This is a genomic window from Peptoniphilus timonensis JC401, assembly GCF_000312025.1.
Classification (GTDB): Bacteria; Bacillota; Clostridia; order Tissierellales; family Peptoniphilaceae; genus Peptoniphilus_A; species Peptoniphilus_A timonensis.
This window is the reverse complement of the sequence record NZ_HE978593.1, coordinates 700,085-722,064: the sequence shown is the minus strand read 5'-3', so window position 1 is coordinate 722,064 and position 21,980 is coordinate 700,085. Positions and strand designations below refer to the sequence as shown.

Here is a 21,980-nt window from a genome sequence, read left to right as displayed (position 1 = left end):
ATAAGGATGCATATGAAATATCTCCTTCCAAAATTCCTGTTGATTTAGTTGCATTAAAATATTTTTATCACAATCTAAAAGTCTTAATTAAGGAAAAGATTAGTGAAAAAGATTTAAATAACATCTATATGAACATAGGTGATTTTGACCTAAAGGAATATAGAGATGGACTTGTAAAGGGAAGCAAGAGAAATAAATATTTTGAACTTATTGGAAAAATTTTGGATTCTTATGAAGAAAAGAAGGATCCACAAATAATTGATATCCACCTTGATAATGCCTATTTCAAGGACTTGCTTGACCTTGCAGAGGAATCTAAAGTTGATTTATTTATTAATTATGCTAAAAATTTAATTGATTTTACAAATATTAGGACTCTTTTGAGGTCGAAAAAAACAGGAAAAAGATGTGGAATTTTTAAAACAAATTATTGTTCCTGGTGGAAATCTAAGAGAAGAAACCTATCTTGATCTATTAAATAGGGATCTTAGTTCAGACACAGATGCTTTCAAAAGACTTGATATTTATAAATATATTAAGGATGCCCTTGATGACTTCAAAGAAAAGGGAACTCTTTCAGATTTTGAGAGAGAGATGGATAATTACTTTATAGACCTTATTAAGGATGTAAAATATGTAACCTATGGTCCAGAAGTTGTTTTTGCTAATGTTTTGGCAAAGGAAATGGAAATAAAAAATTTGAGAATTATTTTAGTTTCTAAATTAAATGGACTAGATAGTGAATTTATTAGAGAAAAGTTGCGTGATAGTTATGTATAAAATTGCAGTTATTGGAGACAAGGACTCCGTTTTATCTTTTAAGGCAATAGGAATTGATGTTTTTGTTGCATATGAAGATAGAGATGCGAGAAGCCAGGTAGATAGTCTTGCAAAAAAAGATTATGGTGTAATTTATATTACAGAAGATCTTGCAGCAAAAATACCAAAGACAATAGAAAGATATAATGAAAAATTAATACCAGCCATAATAGTAATCCCATCAAATAAGGGAACTCTTGGTATTGGTATGAAGAATTTAAATAAAAATGTCGAAAAGGCAGTTGGAGCTAACATATTAGGTGATTAGTCACCTTTTTATAAAGGAGGAGCTTTATTGAAATCAGGAAAGATAATTAAAGTATCCGGACCACTAGTTGTAGCCAGTGGCATGGAAGATGCCAATGTCTATGACGTGGTTGAAGTTTCTAAAGACAAACTAATAGGTGAAGTTATTGAAATGAGAGGAGACGAGGCCTCTATTCAAGTATATGAAGAAACAACAGGAATAGGTCCTGGAGATGAAGTATATACTACAGGAGCACCTCTATCTGTCGAACTTGGACCTGGAATGATTGAGCAAATGTTTGACGGAATCCAAAGACCTCTAGTTGGACTTAGAGATGAAGCAGGAGACTTTTTAAAAAGAGGAGTTACAGTAATCCTTTAAATAGAGATAAAAAATGGGAATTTAAAAAAGTAGCAAGTGTCGGAGATGAAGTTGAAGCTGGTGATGTTCTTGGAACTGTAGAAGAAACTCCAGTTGTCACTCACAAAATTATGGTACCTAACGGTGTAAGTGGAAAGGTAAAGGACATAAAAGAAGGATCCTTTACAGTTGAGGAAATTGTTGCTGTTATTGAAACAGAAAAAGGCGACGAGGAACTTAACATGATTCAAAGATGGCCAGTAAGAAAGGGAAGACCTTACAAGAAAAAAATTGACCCTAAAGAACCGCTTATTACAGGACAAAGAGTTATAGATACTTTCTTCCCAATAACAAAGGGTGGTACTGCTGCAATACCAGGACCTTTTGGTTCAGGTAAAACAGTTGTACAACATCAACTTGCTAAGTGGGCTGATGCACAAATAGTTGTATATGTTGGTTGTGGAGAACGTGGAAATGAAATGACAGACGTACTTATGGAATTTCCAGAACTAATGGATCCATCAACTGGTGAATCTATTATGAAGAGAACAGTTCTTATTGCAAATACTTCTAATATGCCAGTAGCAGCTCGTGAAGCATCAATTTACACAGGAATTACAATTTCTGAATACTTTAGAGATATGGGTTATTCTGTAGCCATGATGGCAGACTCAACATCACGTTGGGCAGAAGCTCTTCGTGAAATGTCTGGTCGTCTTGAAGAAATGCCTGGTGACGAAGGTTATCCAGCATATCTTGCATCAAGAATTGCAGAATTTTATGAAAGAGCTGGTCGTGTTCTTGTTAATGGTAAAGAAGAAAGAGAAGGAGCTTTATCAGTTATAGGTGCCGTTTCTCCTCCAGGTGGAGATATTTCTGAACCAGTTACACAAAATACACTTAGAATTGTTAAAATATTCTGGAAGCTTGATTATGACTTGTCATATCAAAGACACTTCCCAGCAATTAACTGGATAGATTCATATTCTCTATATCAACCAAAGATAGATGCATATTTGGATGAAAATATAGACAGAAGATTTTCTAAACTTAGAAAGAGATCAATGTCACTTTTACAAGAAGAAACTTCACTTTTAGAAGTTGTAAGACTTGTAGGTCGTGATTCACTTTCTGATGAAGATCAAATGAAATTACACACAAGTAAGTCAATTCGTGAAGACTTCTTGCAACAAAATGCCTTCCACGATGTTGATACTTTCTGTCCTTTAGAAAAACAATTTAAGATGCTTGACACAATACTTTATTTCTATGACAGAGGACAAGAAGCTCTTGTAAATGGAGCATACTTCAGTGAAATAGAAGAACTTGATGTAAAAGAAAATATTGCAAGAATGAAGTATCTTCCAAATGATGAATTAGAAAAAATTGACGAAATCAGAGATAAAATAGATAGTCAACTTAAAAAATTAGTAGAGGTCGGTGATACAGATGCTTAAAGAATATAAATCAGTAACAGAAGTTGTTGGACCTCTTATGACTGTAGAAGGTGTAGAAGGTGCAGCCTACGAAGAACTTGTTGACATCGAACTACAAACAGGGGAAAAAAGACGTGGTCGTGTAATTGAAATACATGGCGACAAGGCAATGGTACAAATCTTCGAAGGTTCTAGTGGAATTAACTTAAAAGATACTAGCGTTAGATTTTTAGGTAAGCCACTTGAACTTGGAGTTTCACCAGATATGATTGGTAGAGTATTTGATGGACTTGGAGAACCAATTGATGACGGTCCAAAAATTATTCCAGAAGAAAAAATTGACATAAATGGTACTGCAATTAACCCAGTATCAAGAGACTATCCATCAGAATTTATTCAAACAGGTGTATCTGTAATTGATGGTCTTAATACTCTAGTTAGAGGACAAAAACTTCCAATTTTCTCTGAAGCCGGACTTCCTCACAATGAACTTGCAGCTCAAATTGCAAGACAAGCAACAGTTCTTTCAGGTGGAGATTTTGCCGTAGTATTTGCAGCCATGGGTATTACTTTTGAAGAAGCACAATATTTTATTGATGACTTCACAAAAACTGGAGCCATTGACAGAGCAGTTTTATTTATGAACCTTGCCAATGACCCAGCTATAGAAAGACTTGCAACACCAAAGATGGCACTTACTGCAGCAGAATATCTAGCTTTTGAACAAGGCAAACACGTTCTTGTTATTTTGACAGATATGACAAATTACGCTGAAGCACTTAGAGAAGTTTCAGCAGCTAGAAAAGAAGTACCAGGAAGACGTGGATATCCAGGTTATCTTTATACTGACCTTGCAGGTATTTATGAAAGAGCTGGAAGGATTAAGGGTAGAGAAGGATCTATTACACAAATTCCTATCCTAACTATGCCAGAAGGAGATATTACTCACCCAATACCAGACCTTACAGGTTACATTACTGAAGGACAAATAATCCTATCAACAGAATTATTTAAACAAGGTCTTGAACCACCTATTAACGCAATCCCATCTCTATCTAGACTTAAAGATAAGGGAATTGGAAAGGGAAAAACTCGTGAAGACCATGCAGATACAATGAACCAAATTTACGCAGCCTATACTGCTGGTAAAGAAGCAAAAGAACTTTCAGCAATCTTAGGGGAAACTGCCCTATCAGAAACTGACAAAGCTTTTGCAAGATTTGCAGATTTATTTGAAAAACAATATGTATCACAAGGTTTTGAAACAAATAGGTCAATTCTTGAAACTCTAAACCTAGGCTGGGAACTTTTATCAATAATCCCTAAGACAGAACTCAAGAGAATTGATGACAAATTAATTGAAAAATATTTGGGCGATAAGGAGAATAAAGAGGAGGATTCTAAGGATCCTGAAAATTTAGAAAATGAGGGATTATAATGGCAAGACTAAATATAAACCCCACAAGGATGAATCTATCTATTCTAAAAACTAAACTTGAAACATCAAAAAGAGGACATAAACTTTTAAAAGACAAACAAGATGAACTTATGAGACAGTTCATCACTCTTATAAAAGAAAATAAAAAACTAAGACTTGAAGTAGAAGATAAACTACAAGATTCTTTTAAAGCCTTTTTAATGGCATCAGCTGCTATGAGTCCAGAGATGTTAGAAGAAGCAATCGCCCTTCCAACTACAAAGACTTTAGTAGATATAAAAAAGAAAAATGTTATGTCTGTAGATGTTCCAGAAATGGAATTTATCACTAAAAAAACATCAGAAGATGCCTCAAGATATCCTTATGGATATGCACAAACAACTTCAGACCTTGACTCAGCCATAGATAATCTTACAGAAGTAATGGAAGAGCTTTTGACCCTAACTCAAAAGGAAAAGGCGTCTCAACTTCTTGCCAATGAAATAGAAAAGACGAGAAGAAGAGTAAATGCACTTGAATATAAAACTATTCCAGACTTAGAAGATACTATTAAGTATATTCGTTCAAAGCTTGATGAAAGCGAAAGAGCGAATATAACAAGACTAATGAAAGTCAAGGATATAATCTCAAAGGAAGAGATGAAGGAAGAAAAATCAGAAAAAGTAAATGCAGAACTTATGTCTTAAAAAGTTTAAAGAATTAAAGGAGATATTAACAATGAAAAAAATAAATATAGTAATTTTCATATCAATAATTACTATATTTATTTTTAATATAAATGTTTTTGCATACCAAGAAACGAATTAGGATAAAGAACATACAACTTTTAAAATATATGATAGTATAAATCAGTATGAAGAAGATTAGTATGAAGAAGATCAGTATGAAATTGTACCTTACTCAATCGTAACAATATCGACATTAAGCCTTATATTTATTAGGCTAAATAATGGGACAGATTTAGTTGAAGTCTATTTTAAATATGTGGGTTCAAATCGAACTAATCTTTTAGAAGTAAATAATTTTATTGTTAAAGATTCTAATTTTTTAAATCAAAAAATACTAGCAGAAATACCCCATGCATTCGTTAGGGAGCTTGCAGATACAAGGGTATATTTTAAAATAGGAGAAATAAATTTACCCAAAAAGTTTGATAAAGTTAGAGTAGATTGTGCTCAAATTAATATATATATATTAGATTTTGGATGGTATATGGCTAGCGATCCAGTAGGAACATGGGAAATAAAGAAATGAATCAAGCTGAAAATATAAAAGAAAAATATAAAAAATTCAAATTGCCTAGAAAAAAGTCATCTGATGAGATTTTAAATTGGATAGAAGACAGATATAATGCTTACAAAATTAGCTTTTCAGAATATATAAAGGACAATAATAGAGTAACATTTAATTTTATTTTAATAAATCTTATAAACCATCTATGCACTTATGAATTTTCTGATAAAATTTTGGAAATTCTTATATATAAAATACCTAAAAATGAAAAGACAGAAATTTATTTTTTAGGAAATGAAAATTATAATAAAGTAGATTATTTTTATCTTGTATTCGAAAAAAATACACAATATTTTAGCATAGATCAACATATTATTTTTGGAGAAATTTTTCTTTTTAGTGGAATATCAGAATATGATAGAAAAAAAGATTCAATTAACTATTTAGAATATTTGACAAACATTGAATTTTTCTATAACAACTTATAGAGTTGAAATATCTATTGATTAGTAAAATTTTCAATAGATATTTTTTTGTTTCTTTGAGTATAAGTTATAAAGTGAGGTATAAATAAATTGGAGGGATATTATGAAATTTTTACACACAATGATTAGGGTAAAGGACCTAGAAAAATCTGAAAAGTTTTATAAAGAAAATCTTGGTTTTGTAGAATCAAGACACAAGGATTTTCCAGAAGATGAATTTACACTAGTATATTTAAAGCTGGAAGATTCACCCTATGAATTAGAATTAACATACAATTACGACGGAAGAGATTATACTATGGGCGATGGTTACGGTCACATTGCAATCTCACATCCTAATATAAAATCCTTCAGGGAAGAATTAAAAGAAAAGGGATGCGATGTAACAGAACTTAAAGCCCTTTCAGACAATTCAGACTCTTACTTCTTTGTAAAGGATCCAGACGGATACAAGATAGAAGTTATTGGTGAAAAATAAATAAACAATAAAATTATTTTAGAAATCAGTATGTAGCCTCTTTACTATATAAATTAGTAAAGAGGTTATTTATTTGACATGCAAACTAATCAAGCAAAATTCCCTTTAAAATTGCGTGAATAAGATGGTCGCCATTTTCGTCATAGACATCTGATGTTATATCAATAAAATTTTTGCCTCTTTTATTTTCGACATTGTCGACTACATTAATGCTTTTGATTTTTCTTCCTGTATAAGCTTTTCTCAAAAAATCGAAATCCATTTTATACATCAAGATATCATAATCGCCGCCAATTTTATTAGTAAGACTTGCTGTTAAAAGTCCTTGCAAAAGATACTCGCCCTTGTCATTTGGGTTTTCGTGGTGCTTACCCCAAAAGTTTGCATTTACAGCATAGTCATATAAGTCTTTTTTAGTAAAAACTCTCTCATAAATTATTTCATCACCTTTATTTAATCTCAAAAAATCACCTCATTAAACATATACCCAATAAATAAAAAAATTTTGGGTAAAATAATTAAGAGGTGTTAAAGTGAAAAAAATATTATTATACGGACTTGACAGTGAAAAGACAAAAATTACTGAAAAAGTTGCAAAGGAATTTGATATTGAACTAAATAAAATAAATAAAGAAAATTTGGAAGAAAAAGTTGGAAATTTATTTGAAGAAAATTTAAAAGAAAATAATTCTGTGGAAGATGAAAACAAACTTATGGTATTTTCTGACTTTGACAGAAATATTTTGCGTGATTTTTTAATTGCTCTTAAAAATGAAGGCGTAATGGTTGACAACAAATGCGTATTGACAAAAACAAATGCAGAATGGACCTTTGGATTTTTAATGGGTCATATAGCTGATGAACACAGAGCTGTAATGAAATTTAGAGAACTTGGTGGTCTAGTTAGAATAGCTTTAGATAAGCTTGAAAGAGAAATGGACCCTGAACTAATGGATCTTGTGGATAGGGCAATAGAAAATAAAAATAAAGAACTTGACGAAGAAAGACTAGATAAAGACATAAAAGATTTAAAAGATAAGTTAAATATCAAGTAAAATTTATAAAAATTTAAATTTTTAACTATAACCGATGAAATATTGCATCGGTTTTTTTATTGCATTTGTAAATTTAAAAAATAATTGAAGAATTAATTGAATATTTATATAAATAATATAAAATAGAAAAATACAAAAAAGGATGCATTTCTGCATCCTCTAAAAATTTATTATTTGATTTTTATTAAAATTCTGAAATATCATATATATCCATGTTTTCTTCATGGAATTTTTTATTTTTAACTGCAACCCTTGCTGCTAGGGTATCAAGGCTTGTTACAATGTCAATGCCATATTCTGTTGCCATTCTTCTAATTTTGAAGCCATCTCTTGTGGAGTCGCCACCCTTTGTTGGAGTGTTAACTACAAGATCAATTTCTCCATTTCTTATTACATCAAGGATATTTGGTCTTGGATCGTTAATTTTTCCAATTTCTTTTGCATCTATTCCAACTTCTTTTAGAAGTTTGCAAGTTCCTTTTGTTGCAATAATTTTGTAGCCCATTTCATTCATTGTTTTTGCAATTTCAACAAATTCTTCTTTGTCGTTGTCATTAACTGTTGCTAAAACTCTTGCTGCCTTATCTTCTATTGCTGATCCAGCGGCTAAGAATCCTTTGAAAAGTGCTTCATCTATATCCTTTCCAACTCCAAGAACTTCTCCAGTGGATTTCATTTCAGGTCCAAGAGAAATTTCAACTCTGTTAAGTTTTGACATTGAGAATACTGGTACTTTTACTGCCATTAATTTTGGTTCTTTATAAATTCCAGTGCCATATCCCAAATCAGATAGTTTTTCTCCAAGCATTGTTTTTGTTGCAAGGTCAACTATTGGAACTCCAGAAACCTTTGAAATGTAAGGTACTGTTCTTGAAGCACGAGGATTTACTTCTATGATATAAAGGTCATTTTTATATTCTATGAATTGAATATTTATCATACCCTTAACGTGAAGAGCCTTGGCAATTTTCTTTGTGTAATCTAAAATCTTGTCTTTGATTTCACTGGAGATGTTAATACTTGGATAAATTGTAATTGAATCTCCAGAGTGAACTCCAGCCCTTTCAAGGTGTTCCATTATTCCTGGTATCAATACATCTTCTCCGTCAGATATTGCATCAACTTCAATTTCACGACCAACTAAATATTTGTCAATTAAAACTGGGTTGTCCCTATCTCTTTCGAAAGCTCCCTTTAGGTAAGTCAAAAGACTTTTTTCATCATAAGTTATTTGCATACCTTGACCACCAAGTACATAGGATGGTCTAACAAGTAGGGGATAACCAAGTTCCTTTGCAACTTCAAGACCTTCTTTTATAGTGAAGACTCCATGTCCCTTTGGTCTATTGATTTTTAATTCTTCAAGCATTTCATCAAATTTTTCTCTATCTTCAGCTCTGTCAATATCTTCAAAGTCTGTTCCGAAAATATTAACTTTTTGATCGTGAAGATATTTAGCAAGTTTAATTGCTGTTTGACCACCAAATGCTAGTATAACTCCCATTGGTTTTTCTGTTTCAATTATTGATTTAACTTCTTCTTCTGTAAGTGGTTCAAAGTAAAGTTTGTCAGATGTGTCAAAGTCAGTTGAAACTGTTTCTGGGTTGTTATTAATTGTTATTGTTTCTATGTCCATGTTTATCAATGATTTAATGGCATGAACGCTGCAATAGTCAAATTCAATACCTTGACCTATTCTTATTGGTCCTGATCCAATTACAATTATTTTTTTATTGTCAGAAACTATATTTTCGTCTGTCTTTTCGTAAGTTGAGTAGTAGTAAGCTCCGTTTTTTCTAAAAGGAGAAGTGTCTACTCTTCTGTAATTTGGAAGGATATTGTGTTTTTGACGAAGTTCTACAATTGCATCAATGTTTACACCAAGTGCAGAAGCTATAGTTTTATCAGAAAATCCTAATTTCTTTAAACTATTAAGTTCATCTGATGTAATGGTATCTAGACTTAATTGTTTTAGGTTTTCTTCTTGATGAACTATGTTTTCAATTTTTTCTAAGAAATATAAGTCTATGCCAGTAATTTCGTGGATCATTTCTATGGAAAGTCCACGTCTAATAATTTCTGCAACGTCAAATAGTCTTTCATCGTCAGGGAATTTAATTCTCTTTTTAAGTTCTTCTGTAGTTCTTTCTTCAGAGAATTTAGATTCAAGAGAGAACTTAGAAATTTCAAGAGATCTTATACCTTTTAGAAGTGCCTCTTCGAAAGATGAACCAATGGACATTATTTCTCCAGTTGCCATCATTTTTGTTCCAAGTTTTCTATTTGCAAATTTAAATTTATCAAAAGGCCACTTAGGTATTTTAACAACTACATAATTACATTTAGGCTCATAATTTTCTATAGTTTTTCCAGTAGTTTCGTTTTCGATTTCATTTAAGTTAAGTCCAAGAGCAATTTTTGTTGCAATTCTTGCAATAGGATATCCTGTTGCCTTTGATGCAAGAGCAGATGAACGAGAAACTCTAGGATTGATTTCTATTATTGCGTAGTCAAGAGTTTCTGGATTAAGAGCAAGTTGTACGTTACAAGCACCAACAACATTTACATTTTCTACAATATTTAAAGCAGAATTTTTTAATTTTTGTAAAACATCTTTATCAAGACTTTGACAAGGAGCAACAACTATGGAGTCACCAGTGTGAACGCCAACGGGATCCACATTTTCCATGTCACATACGATTATTTTTTCACCAGCTGAGTCTCTTATTACTTCAAATTCAATTTCTAACCAACCACGGATAGATTTTTCAAGAAGACATTCATTTACTGGGCTAAGACTTAGTCCGTGTGATAAAACTTCTTCAAGTTCTTCTTCATCATAAGCAAAACCTCCGCCTGTTCCACCTAAAGTATAAGCAGGTCTTACAACTAAGGGATAACCAATTTTCTTTGCAAGCTCTTTTCCTTCTTCTAAAGTTGTTGCAATTTCTGAATCAATAATTGGTTCGCCGATTTCTTGCATTGTTCTTCTAAAGATGTCTCTGTCTTCGCCTCTTTTAATTGCTTCGATATCAGTTCCAATTATTTTTATGCCGTACTTATCAAGAATTCCGCGTTTATCTAGTTCAAGTGTCATGTTAAGACCAGTTTGTCCGCCCATGCCAGCTATTAATGAGTCAGGTCTTTCCTTCTCAATAATTTTTTCTATAAAAGAAATAGTAATTGGTTCTATATAAATTTTGTCAGCAACACCTTTATCAGTCATTATTGTAGCAGGATTTGAGTTAACCAGAACAGTTTCAACTCCATTTTTTTTCAAAGTCTCACAAGCTTGTGTTCCTGAATAATCAAATTCTGCAGCTTGTCCTATAACAATAGGACCAGATCCTATTACTAGTGTCTTCTTAATCGAATTATCTCTTGGCATTTTTTTCTCCTTTTCCAAATAAAAGATCAAACATTCTTAAAAAATGGGCAAAAAAAATTTAAGGTATTAAATTTGCTCAAAAAAAAATCATGCACAAGGACATGATTTTACTCAGTCCTTGGACTGACTTTCTATTTTTTTATCTTTATTATTAAATCATTTTTTAGTGATAAATGCAAGGACTTTTTTACTATTTTTTAAATTAAATTTTAAAGGGACTTTAAAATCATTTGCTACTATAAAAATTATTATAAATCATAAGGCCTAGGTCAATTAATAAAAACTGTTAAAATAATATTAAATATATTGTATAATAAACAAGATAAGGAGGAGAAGACATGACAAAAGTTCTCCATTTAATTAGTGGCGGCGATACAGGTGGTGCGAAAACACACATCTTTACTCTAATGAAGGGTCTTAGGGGTAGAGTCGAAACCAAAATCATTTGCTTTATAAAAGATACTTTTTATGATGAAGCAAAGGATAGAGGCATAGACATAGAAGTTTACCCACAAGAAAAAAGATGGGACCTTTCCGTCGTTTCTAAATTAAGTGATGAAATAAAAAATGGAAATTATGATTTAGTACACGCACATGGAGCGAGAGCTAATTTTATTTGCATGTTTTTAAAAAAGAAAATTAATGTCCCAATGGTCACAACGGTCCATTCAGACTATATGCTTGACTTCAAGGATTCTTTTTACAAAAATTTAATTTATACTACATTAAATAAGATGTCTCTAAAAAAATTTGATCACTATATTTGTGTAAGTGACAATTTTAAAAAAATGCTAGAGAATAGGGGCTTTAATAAAGAGAAGATTCACGTTTTATATAATGGAATAGATATTGATGAAAAAATTCTTTACATTCCAAAGACAGCCTTTCTTGAGAAATATAAAATTAATTACAACGGCGAACTCTTAGTTGGAATTGCTGCAAGACTTGATAAGGTTAAGGATCATGAAACTTTTATAAGGGCTGCAAAGGAAGCACTTGATGTAAATCCAGACATATTATTTTTAATTGCAGGAGAAGGCGATGAGAAGAAAAAACTAGAAGAAATGGTAAAAAACTATGGCATAGAAAAAAATATTTATTTTTTAGGTTTTGTTAAAGATAAATATTCTTTCTTTAATGCTATTGATTTAAATGTTTTGACAAGTATATCTGAGTCTTTTCCTTATGTAATCTTAGAGGCAGCCCTATTAAATGTGCCAACTGTTTCTACAAAAACTGGCGGTATACCTGAAATTATAAAAGATGATTATACGGGATATTTATTTAAAGTTGGAAAAGAAAAACAGCTTGCAAGAAATATTTTAAGTCTTTATGATGATAGGGATAAATTAAAGAATCTTGGCGAAAACATAAAGAAAGAAGTAGTGGAAAGATATTCTCACATATCTATGGGAGAAAGACAGACAGAAATTTATGAAGAAATATTGAGGGGAGAAAAAAATGAAAGTAATTGACAAAAAGGGAAGACTTTTTGGACTAATTAATATTGTTGATTTACTAGTTATTATTTTAATAGTAGCTTTAGTGGCAACAGGAGTAAAAAGATTTGGTTCAAAGTCAGCAGTGGGAGAAGTTTCAACTAAAAAGGGAGTTATATCCGCAGAAGTCAAGGATGTAAGAGATGTAACTGCCAATAATTTAAAAGTTGGAGATCCAATCTACGATTATGACAAGGGAACTTACTTAGGTAAAATTGCATCAGTAGATGTGGAAGCTTATAGGGATAAGACAGAATATCAAGGTAAATTTTATAATGCAGAAGTGCCTGAAAAATACAGGGTTCTTATGACTATCGATGCTGACATAAAGGATACTCAAGATTTTTATCAAGTTGGCACAGAACAAGTGAGAATCGGTGCAGAAATGAGGATTAAAAACAAATCTATTACAACATTTATGACAATTCTTGGAATAGAAGTAAAGAACTAGGTGATTACTATTAACTCATTAACTATAAGATTTTTAAATAAAATCTACAGGGTTTTCTCGGATTCTTATAAAGATTCCTTTACAAAAAAATCTTGGGACTTTATAAAAAATCCAATAGAAAGAAATTTTCAAAATTCAAAAACAAGAGAAGTTCTTGCTGGAGAAAAAGTTTTATTTGAAAATACTTTTATCTATAAAATTTATAGTAAATTATTTAATTTAATAGAGAGATTTATGAAGTTTTTGGGAAGAATTTTTTTGCCAATGATAAAAAATTCATTTTTCTTAGGAGGAGCTTATAAGTCTCTCAATTCCTTTGATGAAATTGCAGGACTTATTTCAAATATCATGTTCTATTCTGGGATTTTAACTCTTATAATTTCTCTCATATTTAAGGGGAAAATTATTATCCCTCTTGGCTTTATTGTAATGGGACTAATTTTATCTCTTTTGAAGGGAAGATATATGGAAATAATAATGGGATCAAAATTCATAGAATTTTTTACTTCCTTCTTTAAACTTGATGAAGGTGGTGAAAACTGGTGGTAAAGACAAAAAAGATAAACTTTATTTTACTTTCGGCTATTTTTCTAAGTTTAATTTATTACTTTTTAGGAAGTAAATTTCTATTGGCAGCCTTTCTCGGCATAAGTGGTTTACTTCTTGTAATTTATGACATAAAAATTGGACTTTTTGCTTCAGTTTTCTTATATCCCTTTGTGCCTGATGCCTTGGGACTTATAATGTTACTTTCAATGGGATTTTTTGTTTTGCTCAGGACATTTTTATATGGGGAAGAAGTTAAAGTAGGACCTAGAACAGTTCCTATTGCAATATTTGCTTTTATAGCAATTTTTTCAACTATTACATCAATAGATCCGTCAGGTTCAATTCGTGACCTTGCCCTAAATGCTGCAGGTATTTCATTTTTATTTGCAATGACAAATACTATTAAGACTAAGGGAGAATTAAACGCCTTTATTTCTACTCTTTTGTTGTCGGCTCTTGTGGTTGCACTTCTTGGTGTCGTCCAATATTTTACAGGAGTACAAATGAGACCAGAATGGCTTGATACTGAAAACAATACAGATATAGCAGTTAGAGTTTATTCAGTTTTCTTCAATCCAAATATTTTGGCAGAATATCTAGTTTTGATAACTCCAATAGCAGTTGGTATGACATGGTACACAAAAAGCATGAGGAAAAAATTTTTATTTGCAGGATCTACTGGGATTCTTCTAATTTGTATTGTCATGACTCTATCAAGAGGTGGCTGGGTAGGAATAGCCCTTGCAGCCTTGGCATTTGTTTTGTTAGTTGATAAAAGATTGTTGCTTTTAGGTATACCTATGGTATTAGGTGGACTTGCCTTTCTTCCGCAAAAAGTAGTGGATAGAATAACATCAATTGGTTCAACTGTGGATTCATCTAATTTATATAGAATAAAAATTTGGAATATAACAAAAGATGTAATAAGAGATAACTTTTTGGCAGGGGTTGGTTTTGGATATGTTCCCTTTAAGGAAACTTTTGAAAAATATATAAGAACTATGCCAATTTATCACGCTCACAACACTTATCTTGAAGTTGCAGCGGAAATTGGGATAATTGGATTTATCTTCTTTATCTTGTTATTATTCTCAAGTTTGAAATCAACTTATGTAAATTTAGTTAAATCAGAAGATAAATACTTTAAATATCTTGGAGCAGGTTTATTTGCTTCAATAATTGGAATAATGGGGCATGGTTTAGTAGAACACTTCCTCTACATTCCAAGAATAATTTTTACCTTCTGGATTGTTTTGGGAATAATCTTTACATCTATAAGAATAGAAAAATTTGAAAGAGAAAAAAATCAAGAAAAATCAATTATTGATTTTAAAAACACAGAAGATTTAGATAATAAAAAATTTGAAAAAGAAAACATAGTAATAGAGTGATATATTATGGCAATGAAAAAAATTGTAATTTCAGGATACTTTGGCTTTGATAATTCTGGCGATGATGCCATCTTAAAGGCTATGGTTGAAGATTTTAAAAAATTAAATAGAGAAATAAAAATGACTGCTCTCTCAAATAATCCTGAGAAGACAAAAAAAGTTTACGGCATTGATGCAGTAAATAGATTTTCATTACCAGAACTTTATCATGCTTTAAAGGATGCAGACCTTCTTTTATCTGGAGGGGGATCTCTTCTTCAGGATATAACTTCTACAAGATCTATTGTTTATTATCTGTCGGTCATTATTTTGGCAAAGATATTGCGAAAAAAGGTTTATGTTTATGCTAATGGAATAGGACCAATAGATAAAAAATTCAATAGAATTCTTACAAAATGGGTTCTAAATAGGGTTAATTATGTAACCTTGAGAGATGATTTATCTTATAAATTTGTCAGGGATTTGGGAGTGACAAATAAATCTATAGAAGTAACTGCAGATCCAGTATTTACTTTAAAAGAAGCAGAAGATTTGAGAGTTGAAGAGATTTTAAAAAGTGAAGGAATTGAAATAACAAATAAGACTATTGGATTTTGCATTAGAGATTATAAAAAAGTAGAATCTATAAAAGACAAGTTTGCAAAGACAATTGATTTATTAATAGATGCTGGATATGACATTCTTTTAGTTCCTTTCCATACACCAAGGGACAATGTCTATTCAAAAGAAGTAGCAGAAAAATGTATTCACAAAGACAAGCTTAATCTAATAGAGAACACTTACTCAGCTGGAGAACTAATGGGGATTTTTAAAAGGTTAAAACTTTTAGCAGCTATGCGACTTCACTCTTTAGTTTATGCAGCTAGTGTAAATTTAGCTATGGTTGGAATAATCTACGATCCAAAGGTAGAAGCCATGGTAAATGAATTGGGAATAAAAGAAGCTGTAGATGTGGAAGATTTCACTCCAGAAGAACTTTATGAAAAAATATTAAAAGCCCTTGAAAATATAGAGGATAGAAAAATAATTTTGAGGGAAAACACAGAAAAGATGAGATATGAATCTAAAAGAAATGTTGAAATAACTCTTGGACTTTTAAATGAAGAAGAGTTTTAAGAAAAAAGCATTTGAATAATTTAAAATTTAATAATTTATTTCAAAATAATTTAGAAAAGAGAGGTCAATAAAATGATCTCTTTTTCTTTTTAAAAAAATTAAAAAATAAATGCCATTGTAATCACAAAATATTAGTGTCATGATATCAACTGTGTTATACTAAAATAAGCAAAATAAAGGAGGATTTTTATGGAGCAAAATATCTATTTAGATAAGGAGCGCCTGGAAAATTCCAAAGTTACAACCAAAGCTTTAGGAGAATCTTTGGAGATAGATTCTTTAAAAGAAAAAGTTGTTGAACTTAACAAAAAACAAATGGAACCAGGTTTTTGGGATGACAATGACAGTGCCCAAAAAGTTATTAGAGAAACAAATTCATATCAAAAGAAGATAGATCAATATGACAAACTAAATGAGTTAATTACAGATGCTGAAGATTTAATTACACTTATGGAAATTGAAGATGACTATTCTTCTTATTCTGATTTTCAAAAAGTAGTTGATCAAATTGAAAAAGAAGCAGCTGATTTTAAACTCAACACACTTTTAAATGGAGAGTACGATTCTCACGATGCAATTCTTTCTATCCACGCTGGTGCTGGCGGAACTGAAGCACAAGATTGGGCTAGTATGCTTTTAAGAATGTACACAAGATATGCAGAAAATAAAGGTTTCAAGGCAGAAACTCTTGACATATTAAAAGAAGATGAAGCTGGTATTAAGTCTGTTACTTTAAAAATATCTGGAGATAATGCCTATGGCTATCTAAAGGGTGAAAAGGGAGTTCACAGACTAGTTAGAATCTCACCTTTTGATTCTAACAAGAGAAGACACACATCTTTTTCTTCTGTTGATGTCTTTCCAGAACTTGATGATGATACAGAAGTTGAAATAAAAGAAGAAGAATTAAAGATAGATACTTATAGATCTTCTGGTGCAGGTGGTCAACACGTAAACACTACTGACTCAGCTGTTAGAATCACTCACATTCCTACAGGAATAGTAGTGCAATGTCAAAATGAAAGAAGTCAAATTCAAAACAGGGAAAAAGCAATGAACATGTTAAAGGCAAAACTCGTTGCTCTAGCTGAAGAAGAAAAGAAAGAAAAAATCGAAGACCTTCAAGGTAACTATTCTCAAATTGCTTGGGGTTCACAAATTAGATCCTATGTTTTCCAACCATACACTATGGTCAAAGACCACAGGACTAATGTAGATGTTGGTGATGTTGAAAAAGTTATGGACGGAGATTTAGATATATTTATTAACGCCTACTTGCAAGAAAAGGCGACTGCAGAAAGCTGAGGTTAATATGGCAAAAGATGTAATTATTGCACTGGATTTTCCAAATGGAGAAAAGGCTCTAGATTTTTTAAAAAATTTTAAAGACGAAAAAGTATATGTAAAAGTTGGAATGGAACTTTTTTACAAGGAAGGTCCAAGTATTATTAATGAGATTAAAAAGCTTGGACATAAAATATTTTTGGACTTAAAAATTCACGATATTCCAAACACTTGCAAGGGAGCAACTAATTCTCTCATTTCACTTGATGTTGATATGATTAACTATCACATAGCTGGTGGAAAGAAAATGTTAAGTGATGCTAGTGAAATTGTGAGGGATAAAAAAAGAGATCTTATTACACTTGGAGTAACTATGCTAACTTCCACAGACGAAGATGTTATGCACAATGAACTAAAAATAGAAAAATCTTTGTCACTTGATGAAGTTGTTCTTTCCTATGCAAAACTTGCAAAAGAAGCTAATCTTTCAGGGATTGTATGTTCAGCTCTTGAAGTTCCAAAAATAAAAGAAAATCTAGGAGAAGATTTTATTACAGTTACTCCTGGCATAAGAAAAGTTAAAAATACTGATGACCAAAAAAGAGTTGTCACTCCAGCTGAGGCAAGAGAACTTGGTTCTGATTACATTGTAGTAGGTAGACCAATAACAAAGGCAGAAAATCCATTAAAAGAATACAAAGAAATTAAAAAAGACTTTTTAGGAGGAGAATAATGAGAGAAGTTGCAAAAATTTTATTAAAATTAAAGGCTGTTACACTTTCACCAGAAGATCCTTACACTTGGGCATCTGGAATTAAATCTCCAATTTATTGTGACAACAGACTTACACTTTCTTATCCAGAAGAAAGGAAAATTGTAGAAGAAGGTCTTGTTAATTTAATTAAGGAAAAATTCCCTAATGCAGAATATATTATGGGAACTGCAACCGCAGGAATTCCTCATGCTGCAATAATAGCTGATAAGATGAATCTTCCTATGGGATTTGTCAGAAGTTCAAATAAAGATCATGGAAAACAAAATAAGATCGAAGGAGCAAAAATTGAAGGAGCAAAGGTTGTAGTAATTGAAGATTTATTTTCCACAGGAGGATCATCAATTGAAGCAGCAAAAGCTCTTGAAGAAGTTGGCTATAAAGTTCTTGGTATTGTAAGTATTTTCACATATAATATGAAAAATGCTGAAGAAAACTTTAAAGAAGCTGGATTTTATCACGAATCTTTGACAAACTTTGATGAATTAATTGAAGTGGCGCATGAAATGGATTATATTAAAGAGAGCGAAATCGAAAAATTAAAATTATTTAGGGATAATCCAAAGGATTCTTCTTGGATGAATGCTTAATCTATTTTTGGGTAAATAAAAAGTGAAATTTTTAACTTAGGGGGAAAAAAGTTGAATTATTACAGAGCTTTAAGAAAAATGATACCTTATGCTCATCAAGTTTTTAAGAACAAAGATAGATTAAATAGGGTAGTTCAAGAATCCATGACTAAGACCAATAAAATGGATATGTTTAAAAAGATTTCACGTGAGCTAACCCTTGCCCTAGGTCTGATTTTAGACTACTCTAAGGGAAACTACAGAGATATTAAGAAGAAGGATATAATTTTAATTGTAGCAGGATTTTTATATTTGTTAAATCCTGCTGACATTGTTCCAGATTTTATCTTATTCTTTGGTTTTTTTGATGATTTAAGTGTTTTGACTTATATAGTTAAGAAATTAGATAAGGAATTAGAAAAATATGATGCCTGGAAACATTCTAGAGAATGATTTTTTTAAGAGAGATACTGTAGAAGTTGCGAAAAATTTATTAGGAAAGAAAATTATCAGAAATATTTCTGGTAATTTTTTCTGTGCAAAAATAGTTGAAACTGAAGCTTATCTTGGTCTTAACGACAAGGCTTGTCATTCCTATGGGGGAAATATTACAAAGAGAAATAAAACTCTTTATCTTGAAGGTGGACATATTTATGTATATTTAATTTATGGTATGTACAATCTTTTAAATACTGTTACAAGGGACAAAGATCATCCAGAGGCAGTTTTAATACGTGCACTTGAGCCAATAAAAAATCTAGATGGCTTTTCACAAAATAGATTTGGGGAATTTTATAAAGATTTAAATAATTACCAAAAAAAGAATTTGTGCAATGGACCAGGTAAATTATCTATGGCACTTGGGATAGATAGGTCACTAAATGAAAAAATTCTTTCAAAAGATTATCTCTATATGGTTGATGGAGAGGATATAAGTGAAAAAAATATTGTTACAACAAAGAGAATTGGCATTGATTATGCAGGAGAAGATGCTAAATTACCCCTTAGATTTTATATTAAAAATAATTCCAATGTATCTTGTAAATAAGATGGATTTTTGTTAAGTTATAACCTATAATAGGTTAACATAAAGGTGATAAAATGATTAGTATAAAAAACCTATCTTTTAAATATGACTATGAAGATGAATCAGCAAAAGAGATTTTAAAAGATATAAATTTAGAGATAAAAGAAGGCGAATTTGTTGCCCTTTTAGGTCACAATGGGTCTGGTAAATCTACTCTTGCAAAATTAATAAATGGTCTTCTTATTCCTGGAGAAGGCGACGTACTTGTTGATGGAATGAATACGAAAAATGAAGAAGAAATTTGGGACATAAGAAAGACTGCTGGAATGGTATTTCAAAATCCAGATAACCAATTAGTTGCAACTATAGTTGAAGATGAAGTTGCCTTTGGACCAGAAAATATGGGAATTGATCCAGTTGAAATAAGAAAAAGAGTTGATAAGGCACTAGAAGATGTTGGCATGTCTGATTACAAAAAAATGCACCCCATCTATTGTCTGGTGGACAAAAACAAAGAGTTGCAATAGCAGGAATACTTGCCATGAGTCCTAAATATATTATTTTAGATGAGCCAACAGCCATGCTTGACCCTAGTGGAAGAAGAGAAGTTATTGACACCCTACTTAAACTCAACAAAGAAGAGAATAAGACAATAATTTTGATTACCCATTACATGGAAGAAGCGGCAATAAGTGACAGGGTTGTTGTAATGGAAGATGGAAATATGGTACTTACTGGCACTCCAAGAGAAGTGTTTTCAAAGGTGGATATGATAAAATCTCTGGGTCTTGATGTTCCACAAGTAACAGAACTTGCCTATGAACTTAAAAAGGATGGAATTGAAATTTCTACGGAAGTTTTAAATATAGAAGAAATGGTGAAGGAAATATGTCACTAATAGAAATAAACAATTTAACACATATTTACAGTGAGGGTCTTCCTTTTGAGAAAAAGGCAATTGATGATTTGACTTTAAAAATTGAAGAAAATGAATTTATTGGACTAATTGGTCACACAGGTTCAGGAAAATCAACTTTTATACAACATTTAAATGGACTTTTAAAACCAAGCTCTGGAGAAATTATCATTGATGGAACAAGAGTTGACAAGTCTGGTGCAAATTTGACTGATTTGAGAAAAAAAGTTGGTCTTGTCTTTCAATATCCAGAATATCAACTTTTTGAAGAGACTATAGAAAGAGATATAGCCTTTGGACCTGGAAATCTTGATATTACTGAAGAAGAGGTTCAAAGAAGAGTAAAATCATCGATGGAATCTGTGGGTTTAGATTATGAAACTTACAAGGATAAATCACCCTTTGAACTTTCTGGTGGACTAAAGAGAAGAGTTGCAATAGCTGGAGTTCTTGCAATGGAACCAAAAGTTTTAATTCTTGACGAACCAACTGCAGGTCTTGACCCAAGAGGTCGTGATGAGATTTTAAGTGAAATAAAAGAAATCCATGAAAAGAGGAAAATAACTGTAATTTTAGTTTCTCATTCAATGGAAGATGTGGCGAAAATTGCAGAGAGAATTATTGTATTTGACCAGGGTAGAGTTTTTTTAGATTCTAACCCAAGAGAAATTTTTAGAAATGAAGATAAACTTCTTTCAGTAGGACTTGGCATTCCTCAAATAACATCTCTTATGAGAACATTAAAGAAAAAGGGTTTAGATATAAATGAAGATGCCATAACAGTAGAAGAGGCCAAGGAGTCTCTAATAAAATATTTGAGAGGTGCGTCTAATGTTTAAAGATATAACAATTGGCCAATATTTCCCTGGAGAAAGCCTCGTACACAAATATGACCCAAAACTAAAAATGATTACAATGATTTTATTTATAGCATCCTTGTTCTTTATAAAATCAGTATTTATGTATATACCAGTAGTAATTTACTTACTATTAATAATAAAAGTTGCTAAGCTACCTACAGGAATGGTTCTTCGTGGACTCAAACCCTTAAAGTGGATTATCCTTGTTACTTTTATAATTAACTTGTTTTTCACTCCTGGAGATCCAAAATACACTTTTGGAATTTTAAAAATTTCTCAAGAAGGAATTGATCTTGCAATATTTATGGGCATAAGACTTATACTTTTAGTTCTTGGAACAAGTCTACTTACTTATACAACATCTCCAATTGAACTAACAGATGGAATCGAATCACTTTTAAGGCCCTTTAGAAAAATTGGAGTTCCTAGTCATGAAATTGCAATGATGATGACAATTGCCCTTAGATTTATACCAACACTTATAGAAGAAACAGACAAAATCATGAAGGCACAAATGGCAAGAGGTGCAGATTTTGAATCTGGAAATATAGTAAAACGTGCAAAAAATCTTGTGCCTTTACTTGTTCCCTTATTTTAAATTCTTTTA

The 21,980-nt window shown here is 31.4% G+C and carries 20 protein-coding genes and 4 pseudogenes; 22 read left to right on the top strand and 2 right to left on the bottom strand.

Annotated features, from left to right (window positions below):
- The first annotated feature begins 17 nt into the window (after positions 1-17).
- The 8 genes and pseudogenes from HGPT_RS10645 (at position 18) to gloA (ending at position 6,496) form a co-directional block, all read left to right on the top strand.
- Positions 18-780: pseudogene (locus HGPT_RS10645) on the top strand (V-type ATPase subunit).
- Entirely contained in the window at positions 773-1,087 is a 315-nt protein-coding gene (locus HGPT_RS03525) for a V-type ATP synthase subunit F (protein ID WP_019138496.1), read from the top strand. The pseudogene HGPT_RS10645 and the gene HGPT_RS03525 overlap by 8 nt, the downstream one beginning before the upstream one ends.
- Before the next feature lie 27 nt (positions 1,088-1,114).
- A pseudogene (locus tag HGPT_RS03520) lies at positions 1,115-2,883 on the top strand (V-type ATP synthase subunit A).
- On the top strand, positions 2,876-4,300 hold the full coding sequence (locus HGPT_RS03515) for a V-type ATP synthase subunit B (RefSeq protein ID WP_019138495.1): 1,425 nt from the start codon (positions 2,876-2,878) through the stop codon (positions 4,298-4,300). Before HGPT_RS03520 ends, HGPT_RS03515 begins: the two are co-directional and overlap by 8 nt.
- Positions 4,300-4,986: a V-type ATP synthase subunit D gene (locus HGPT_RS03510; protein ID WP_019138494.1), complete on the top strand. Its 687-nt coding sequence runs from the start codon at positions 4,300-4,302 to the stop codon at positions 4,984-4,986. Before HGPT_RS03515 ends, HGPT_RS03510 begins: the two co-directional genes overlap by 1 nt.
- Positions 4,987-5,284: 298 nt before the next feature.
- A complete protein-coding gene (locus HGPT_RS03505; RefSeq protein ID WP_019138492.1) occupies positions 5,285-5,554 on the top strand; it encodes a hypothetical protein in 270 nt (89 codons plus the stop codon).
- On the top strand, positions 5,536-6,021 hold the full coding sequence (locus HGPT_RS03500) for a hypothetical protein (RefSeq protein ID WP_019138491.1): 486 nt from the start codon (positions 5,536-5,538) through the stop codon (positions 6,019-6,021). Before HGPT_RS03505 ends, HGPT_RS03500 begins: the two co-directional genes overlap by 19 nt.
- A 100-nt stretch (positions 6,022-6,121) precedes the next feature.
- The gene (gene gloA / locus HGPT_RS03495; protein WP_019138490.1) at positions 6,122-6,496 is read left to right on the top strand and encodes a lactoylglutathione lyase; all 375 of its coding nucleotides are present in this window, start codon (positions 6,122-6,124) and stop codon (positions 6,494-6,496) included.
- An 85-nt stretch (positions 6,497-6,581) separates the two neighbouring features.
- On the opposite strand, the gene HGPT_RS03490 is transcribed toward gloA, so the two are convergent.
- Positions 6,582-6,959 (bottom strand): hypothetical protein, encoded by a 378-nt coding sequence (locus HGPT_RS03490; protein ID WP_019138489.1) that lies wholly within the window; start codon positions 6,957-6,959, stop codon positions 6,582-6,584.
- Positions 6,960-7,029: 70 nt separating this feature from the next.
- On the opposite strand from HGPT_RS03490, the gene HGPT_RS03485 reads away from it, so the two are divergent.
- The gene (locus HGPT_RS03485; RefSeq protein ID WP_019138488.1) at positions 7,030-7,551 is read left to right on the top strand and encodes a DUF3783 domain-containing protein; all 522 of its coding nucleotides are present in this window, start codon (positions 7,030-7,032) and stop codon (positions 7,549-7,551) included.
- A gap of 184 nt (positions 7,552-7,735) precedes the next feature.
- Here HGPT_RS03485 and carB read toward each other — a convergent pair whose 3' ends face one another.
- Positions 7,736-10,939, bottom strand: coding sequence for a carbamoyl-phosphate synthase large subunit (gene carB / locus HGPT_RS03480; protein WP_019138487.1), 3,204 nt, complete (start codon positions 10,937-10,939; stop codon positions 7,736-7,738).
- Positions 10,940-11,277: 338 nt separating this feature from the next.
- Between carB and HGPT_RS03475 the strand changes: the two genes are divergently transcribed.
- The 13 genes and pseudogenes from HGPT_RS03475 to HGPT_RS03415 form a co-directional block, all read left to right on the top strand.
- On the top strand, positions 11,278-12,414 hold the full coding sequence (locus HGPT_RS03475) for a glycosyltransferase family 4 protein (RefSeq protein WP_019138486.1): 1,137 nt from the start codon (positions 11,278-11,280) through the stop codon (positions 12,412-12,414).
- Positions 12,401-12,889, top strand: a complete 489-nt coding sequence (locus HGPT_RS03470; protein ID WP_019138485.1) for a DUF4330 domain-containing protein — start codon at positions 12,401-12,403, stop codon at positions 12,887-12,889. The genes HGPT_RS03475 and HGPT_RS03470 overlap by 14 nt, the downstream gene beginning before the upstream one ends.
- Positions 12,890-13,438: a hypothetical protein gene (locus tag HGPT_RS03465; protein WP_019138484.1), complete on the top strand. Its 549-nt coding sequence runs from the start codon at positions 12,890-12,892 to the stop codon at positions 13,436-13,438.
- The gene (locus HGPT_RS03460; RefSeq protein WP_019138483.1) at positions 13,432-14,829 is read left to right on the top strand and encodes an O-antigen ligase family protein; all 1,398 of its coding nucleotides are present in this window, start codon (positions 13,432-13,434) and stop codon (positions 14,827-14,829) included. Before HGPT_RS03465 ends, HGPT_RS03460 begins: the two co-directional genes overlap by 7 nt.
- A 6-nt stretch (positions 14,830-14,835) precedes the next feature.
- A complete protein-coding gene (csaB, locus tag HGPT_RS03455) occupies positions 14,836-15,945 on the top strand; it encodes a polysaccharide pyruvyl transferase CsaB (protein WP_019138482.1) in 1,110 nt (369 codons plus the stop codon).
- Between the two features lie 189 nt (positions 15,946-16,134).
- Positions 16,135-17,250 (top strand): peptide chain release factor 2, encoded by a 1,116-nt coding sequence (gene prfB / locus HGPT_RS03450; protein ID WP_019138481.1) that lies wholly within the window; start codon positions 16,135-16,137, stop codon positions 17,248-17,250.
- A 7-nt stretch (positions 17,251-17,257) separates the two neighbouring features.
- Entirely contained in the window at positions 17,258-17,962 is a 705-nt protein-coding gene (pyrF, locus tag HGPT_RS03445) for an orotidine-5'-phosphate decarboxylase (RefSeq protein WP_019138480.1), read from the top strand.
- Positions 17,962-18,591 (top strand): orotate phosphoribosyltransferase, encoded by a 630-nt coding sequence (pyrE, locus tag HGPT_RS03440; protein ID WP_019138479.1) that lies wholly within the window; start codon positions 17,962-17,964, stop codon positions 18,589-18,591. Before pyrF ends, pyrE begins: the two co-directional genes overlap by 1 nt.
- A 51-nt stretch (positions 18,592-18,642) precedes the next feature.
- On the top strand, positions 18,643-19,023 hold the full coding sequence (locus HGPT_RS03435) for a YkvA family protein (RefSeq protein WP_019138478.1): 381 nt from the start codon (positions 18,643-18,645) through the stop codon (positions 19,021-19,023).
- Positions 18,998-19,618, top strand: coding sequence for a DNA-3-methyladenine glycosylase (locus tag HGPT_RS03430; RefSeq protein WP_040542443.1), 621 nt, complete (start codon positions 18,998-19,000; stop codon positions 19,616-19,618). The genes HGPT_RS03435 and HGPT_RS03430 overlap by 26 nt, the downstream gene beginning before the upstream one ends.
- Positions 19,619-19,671: 53 nt before the next feature.
- Positions 19,672-20,495, top strand: a pseudogene (locus tag HGPT_RS03425) (energy-coupling factor transporter ATPase).
- Complete coding sequence (locus HGPT_RS03420; protein WP_019138476.1) at positions 20,486-21,352, top strand: energy-coupling factor transporter ATPase; 867 nt, start codon at positions 20,486-20,488, stop codon at positions 21,350-21,352. Before HGPT_RS03425 ends, HGPT_RS03420 begins: the two are co-directional and overlap by 10 nt.
- A pseudogene (locus HGPT_RS03415) lies at positions 21,345-21,968 on the top strand (energy-coupling factor transporter transmembrane component T family protein); the annotation flags it as partial. The gene HGPT_RS03420 and the pseudogene HGPT_RS03415, both read left to right, overlap by 8 nt.
- Between the last annotated feature and the right edge of the window lie 12 nt (positions 21,969-21,980).

What these genes read in the sequence shown, in the direction of transcription:
- HGPT_RS03525 (WP_019138496.1), top strand. Translation starts at nt 773, where the DNA reads ATGTATAAAATTGCAGTTATTGGAGACAAGGACTCCGTTTTATCTTTT.
- HGPT_RS03515 (WP_019138495.1), top strand. Translation starts at nt 2,876, where the DNA reads ATGCTTAAAGAATATAAATCAGTAACAGAAGTTGTTGGACCTCTTATG.
- HGPT_RS03510 (WP_019138494.1), top strand. Translation starts at nt 4,300, where the DNA reads ATGGCAAGACTAAATATAAACCCCACAAGGATGAATCTATCTATTCTA.
- HGPT_RS03500 (WP_019138491.1), top strand. Translation starts at nt 5,536, where the DNA reads ATGGGAAATAAAGAAATGAATCAAGCTGAAAATATAAAAGAAAAATAT.
- gloA (WP_019138490.1), top strand. Translation starts at nt 6,122, where the DNA reads ATGAAATTTTTACACACAATGATTAGGGTAAAGGACCTAGAAAAATCT.
- carB (WP_019138487.1), bottom strand. Translation starts at nt 10,939, where the DNA reads ATGCCAAGAGATAATTCGATTAAGAAGACACTAGTAATAGGATCTGGT.
- HGPT_RS03475 (WP_019138486.1), top strand. Translation starts at nt 11,278, where the DNA reads ATGACAAAAGTTCTCCATTTAATTAGTGGCGGCGATACAGGTGGTGCG.
- HGPT_RS03470 (WP_019138485.1), top strand. Translation starts at nt 12,401, where the DNA reads ATGAAAGTAATTGACAAAAAGGGAAGACTTTTTGGACTAATTAATATT.
- csaB (WP_019138482.1), top strand. Translation starts at nt 14,836, where the DNA reads ATGGCAATGAAAAAAATTGTAATTTCAGGATACTTTGGCTTTGATAAT.
- prfB (WP_019138481.1), top strand. Translation starts at nt 16,135, where the DNA reads ATGGAGCAAAATATCTATTTAGATAAGGAGCGCCTGGAAAATTCCAAA.
- pyrF (WP_019138480.1), top strand. Translation starts at nt 17,258, where the DNA reads ATGGCAAAAGATGTAATTATTGCACTGGATTTTCCAAATGGAGAAAAG.
- pyrE (WP_019138479.1), top strand. Translation starts at nt 17,962, where the DNA reads ATGAGAGAAGTTGCAAAAATTTTATTAAAATTAAAGGCTGTTACACTT.
- HGPT_RS03430 (WP_040542443.1), top strand. Translation starts at nt 18,998, where the DNA reads ATGCCTGGAAACATTCTAGAGAATGATTTTTTTAAGAGAGATACTGTA.
- HGPT_RS03420 (WP_019138476.1), top strand. Translation starts at nt 20,486, where the DNA reads ATGTCACTAATAGAAATAAACAATTTAACACATATTTACAGTGAGGGT.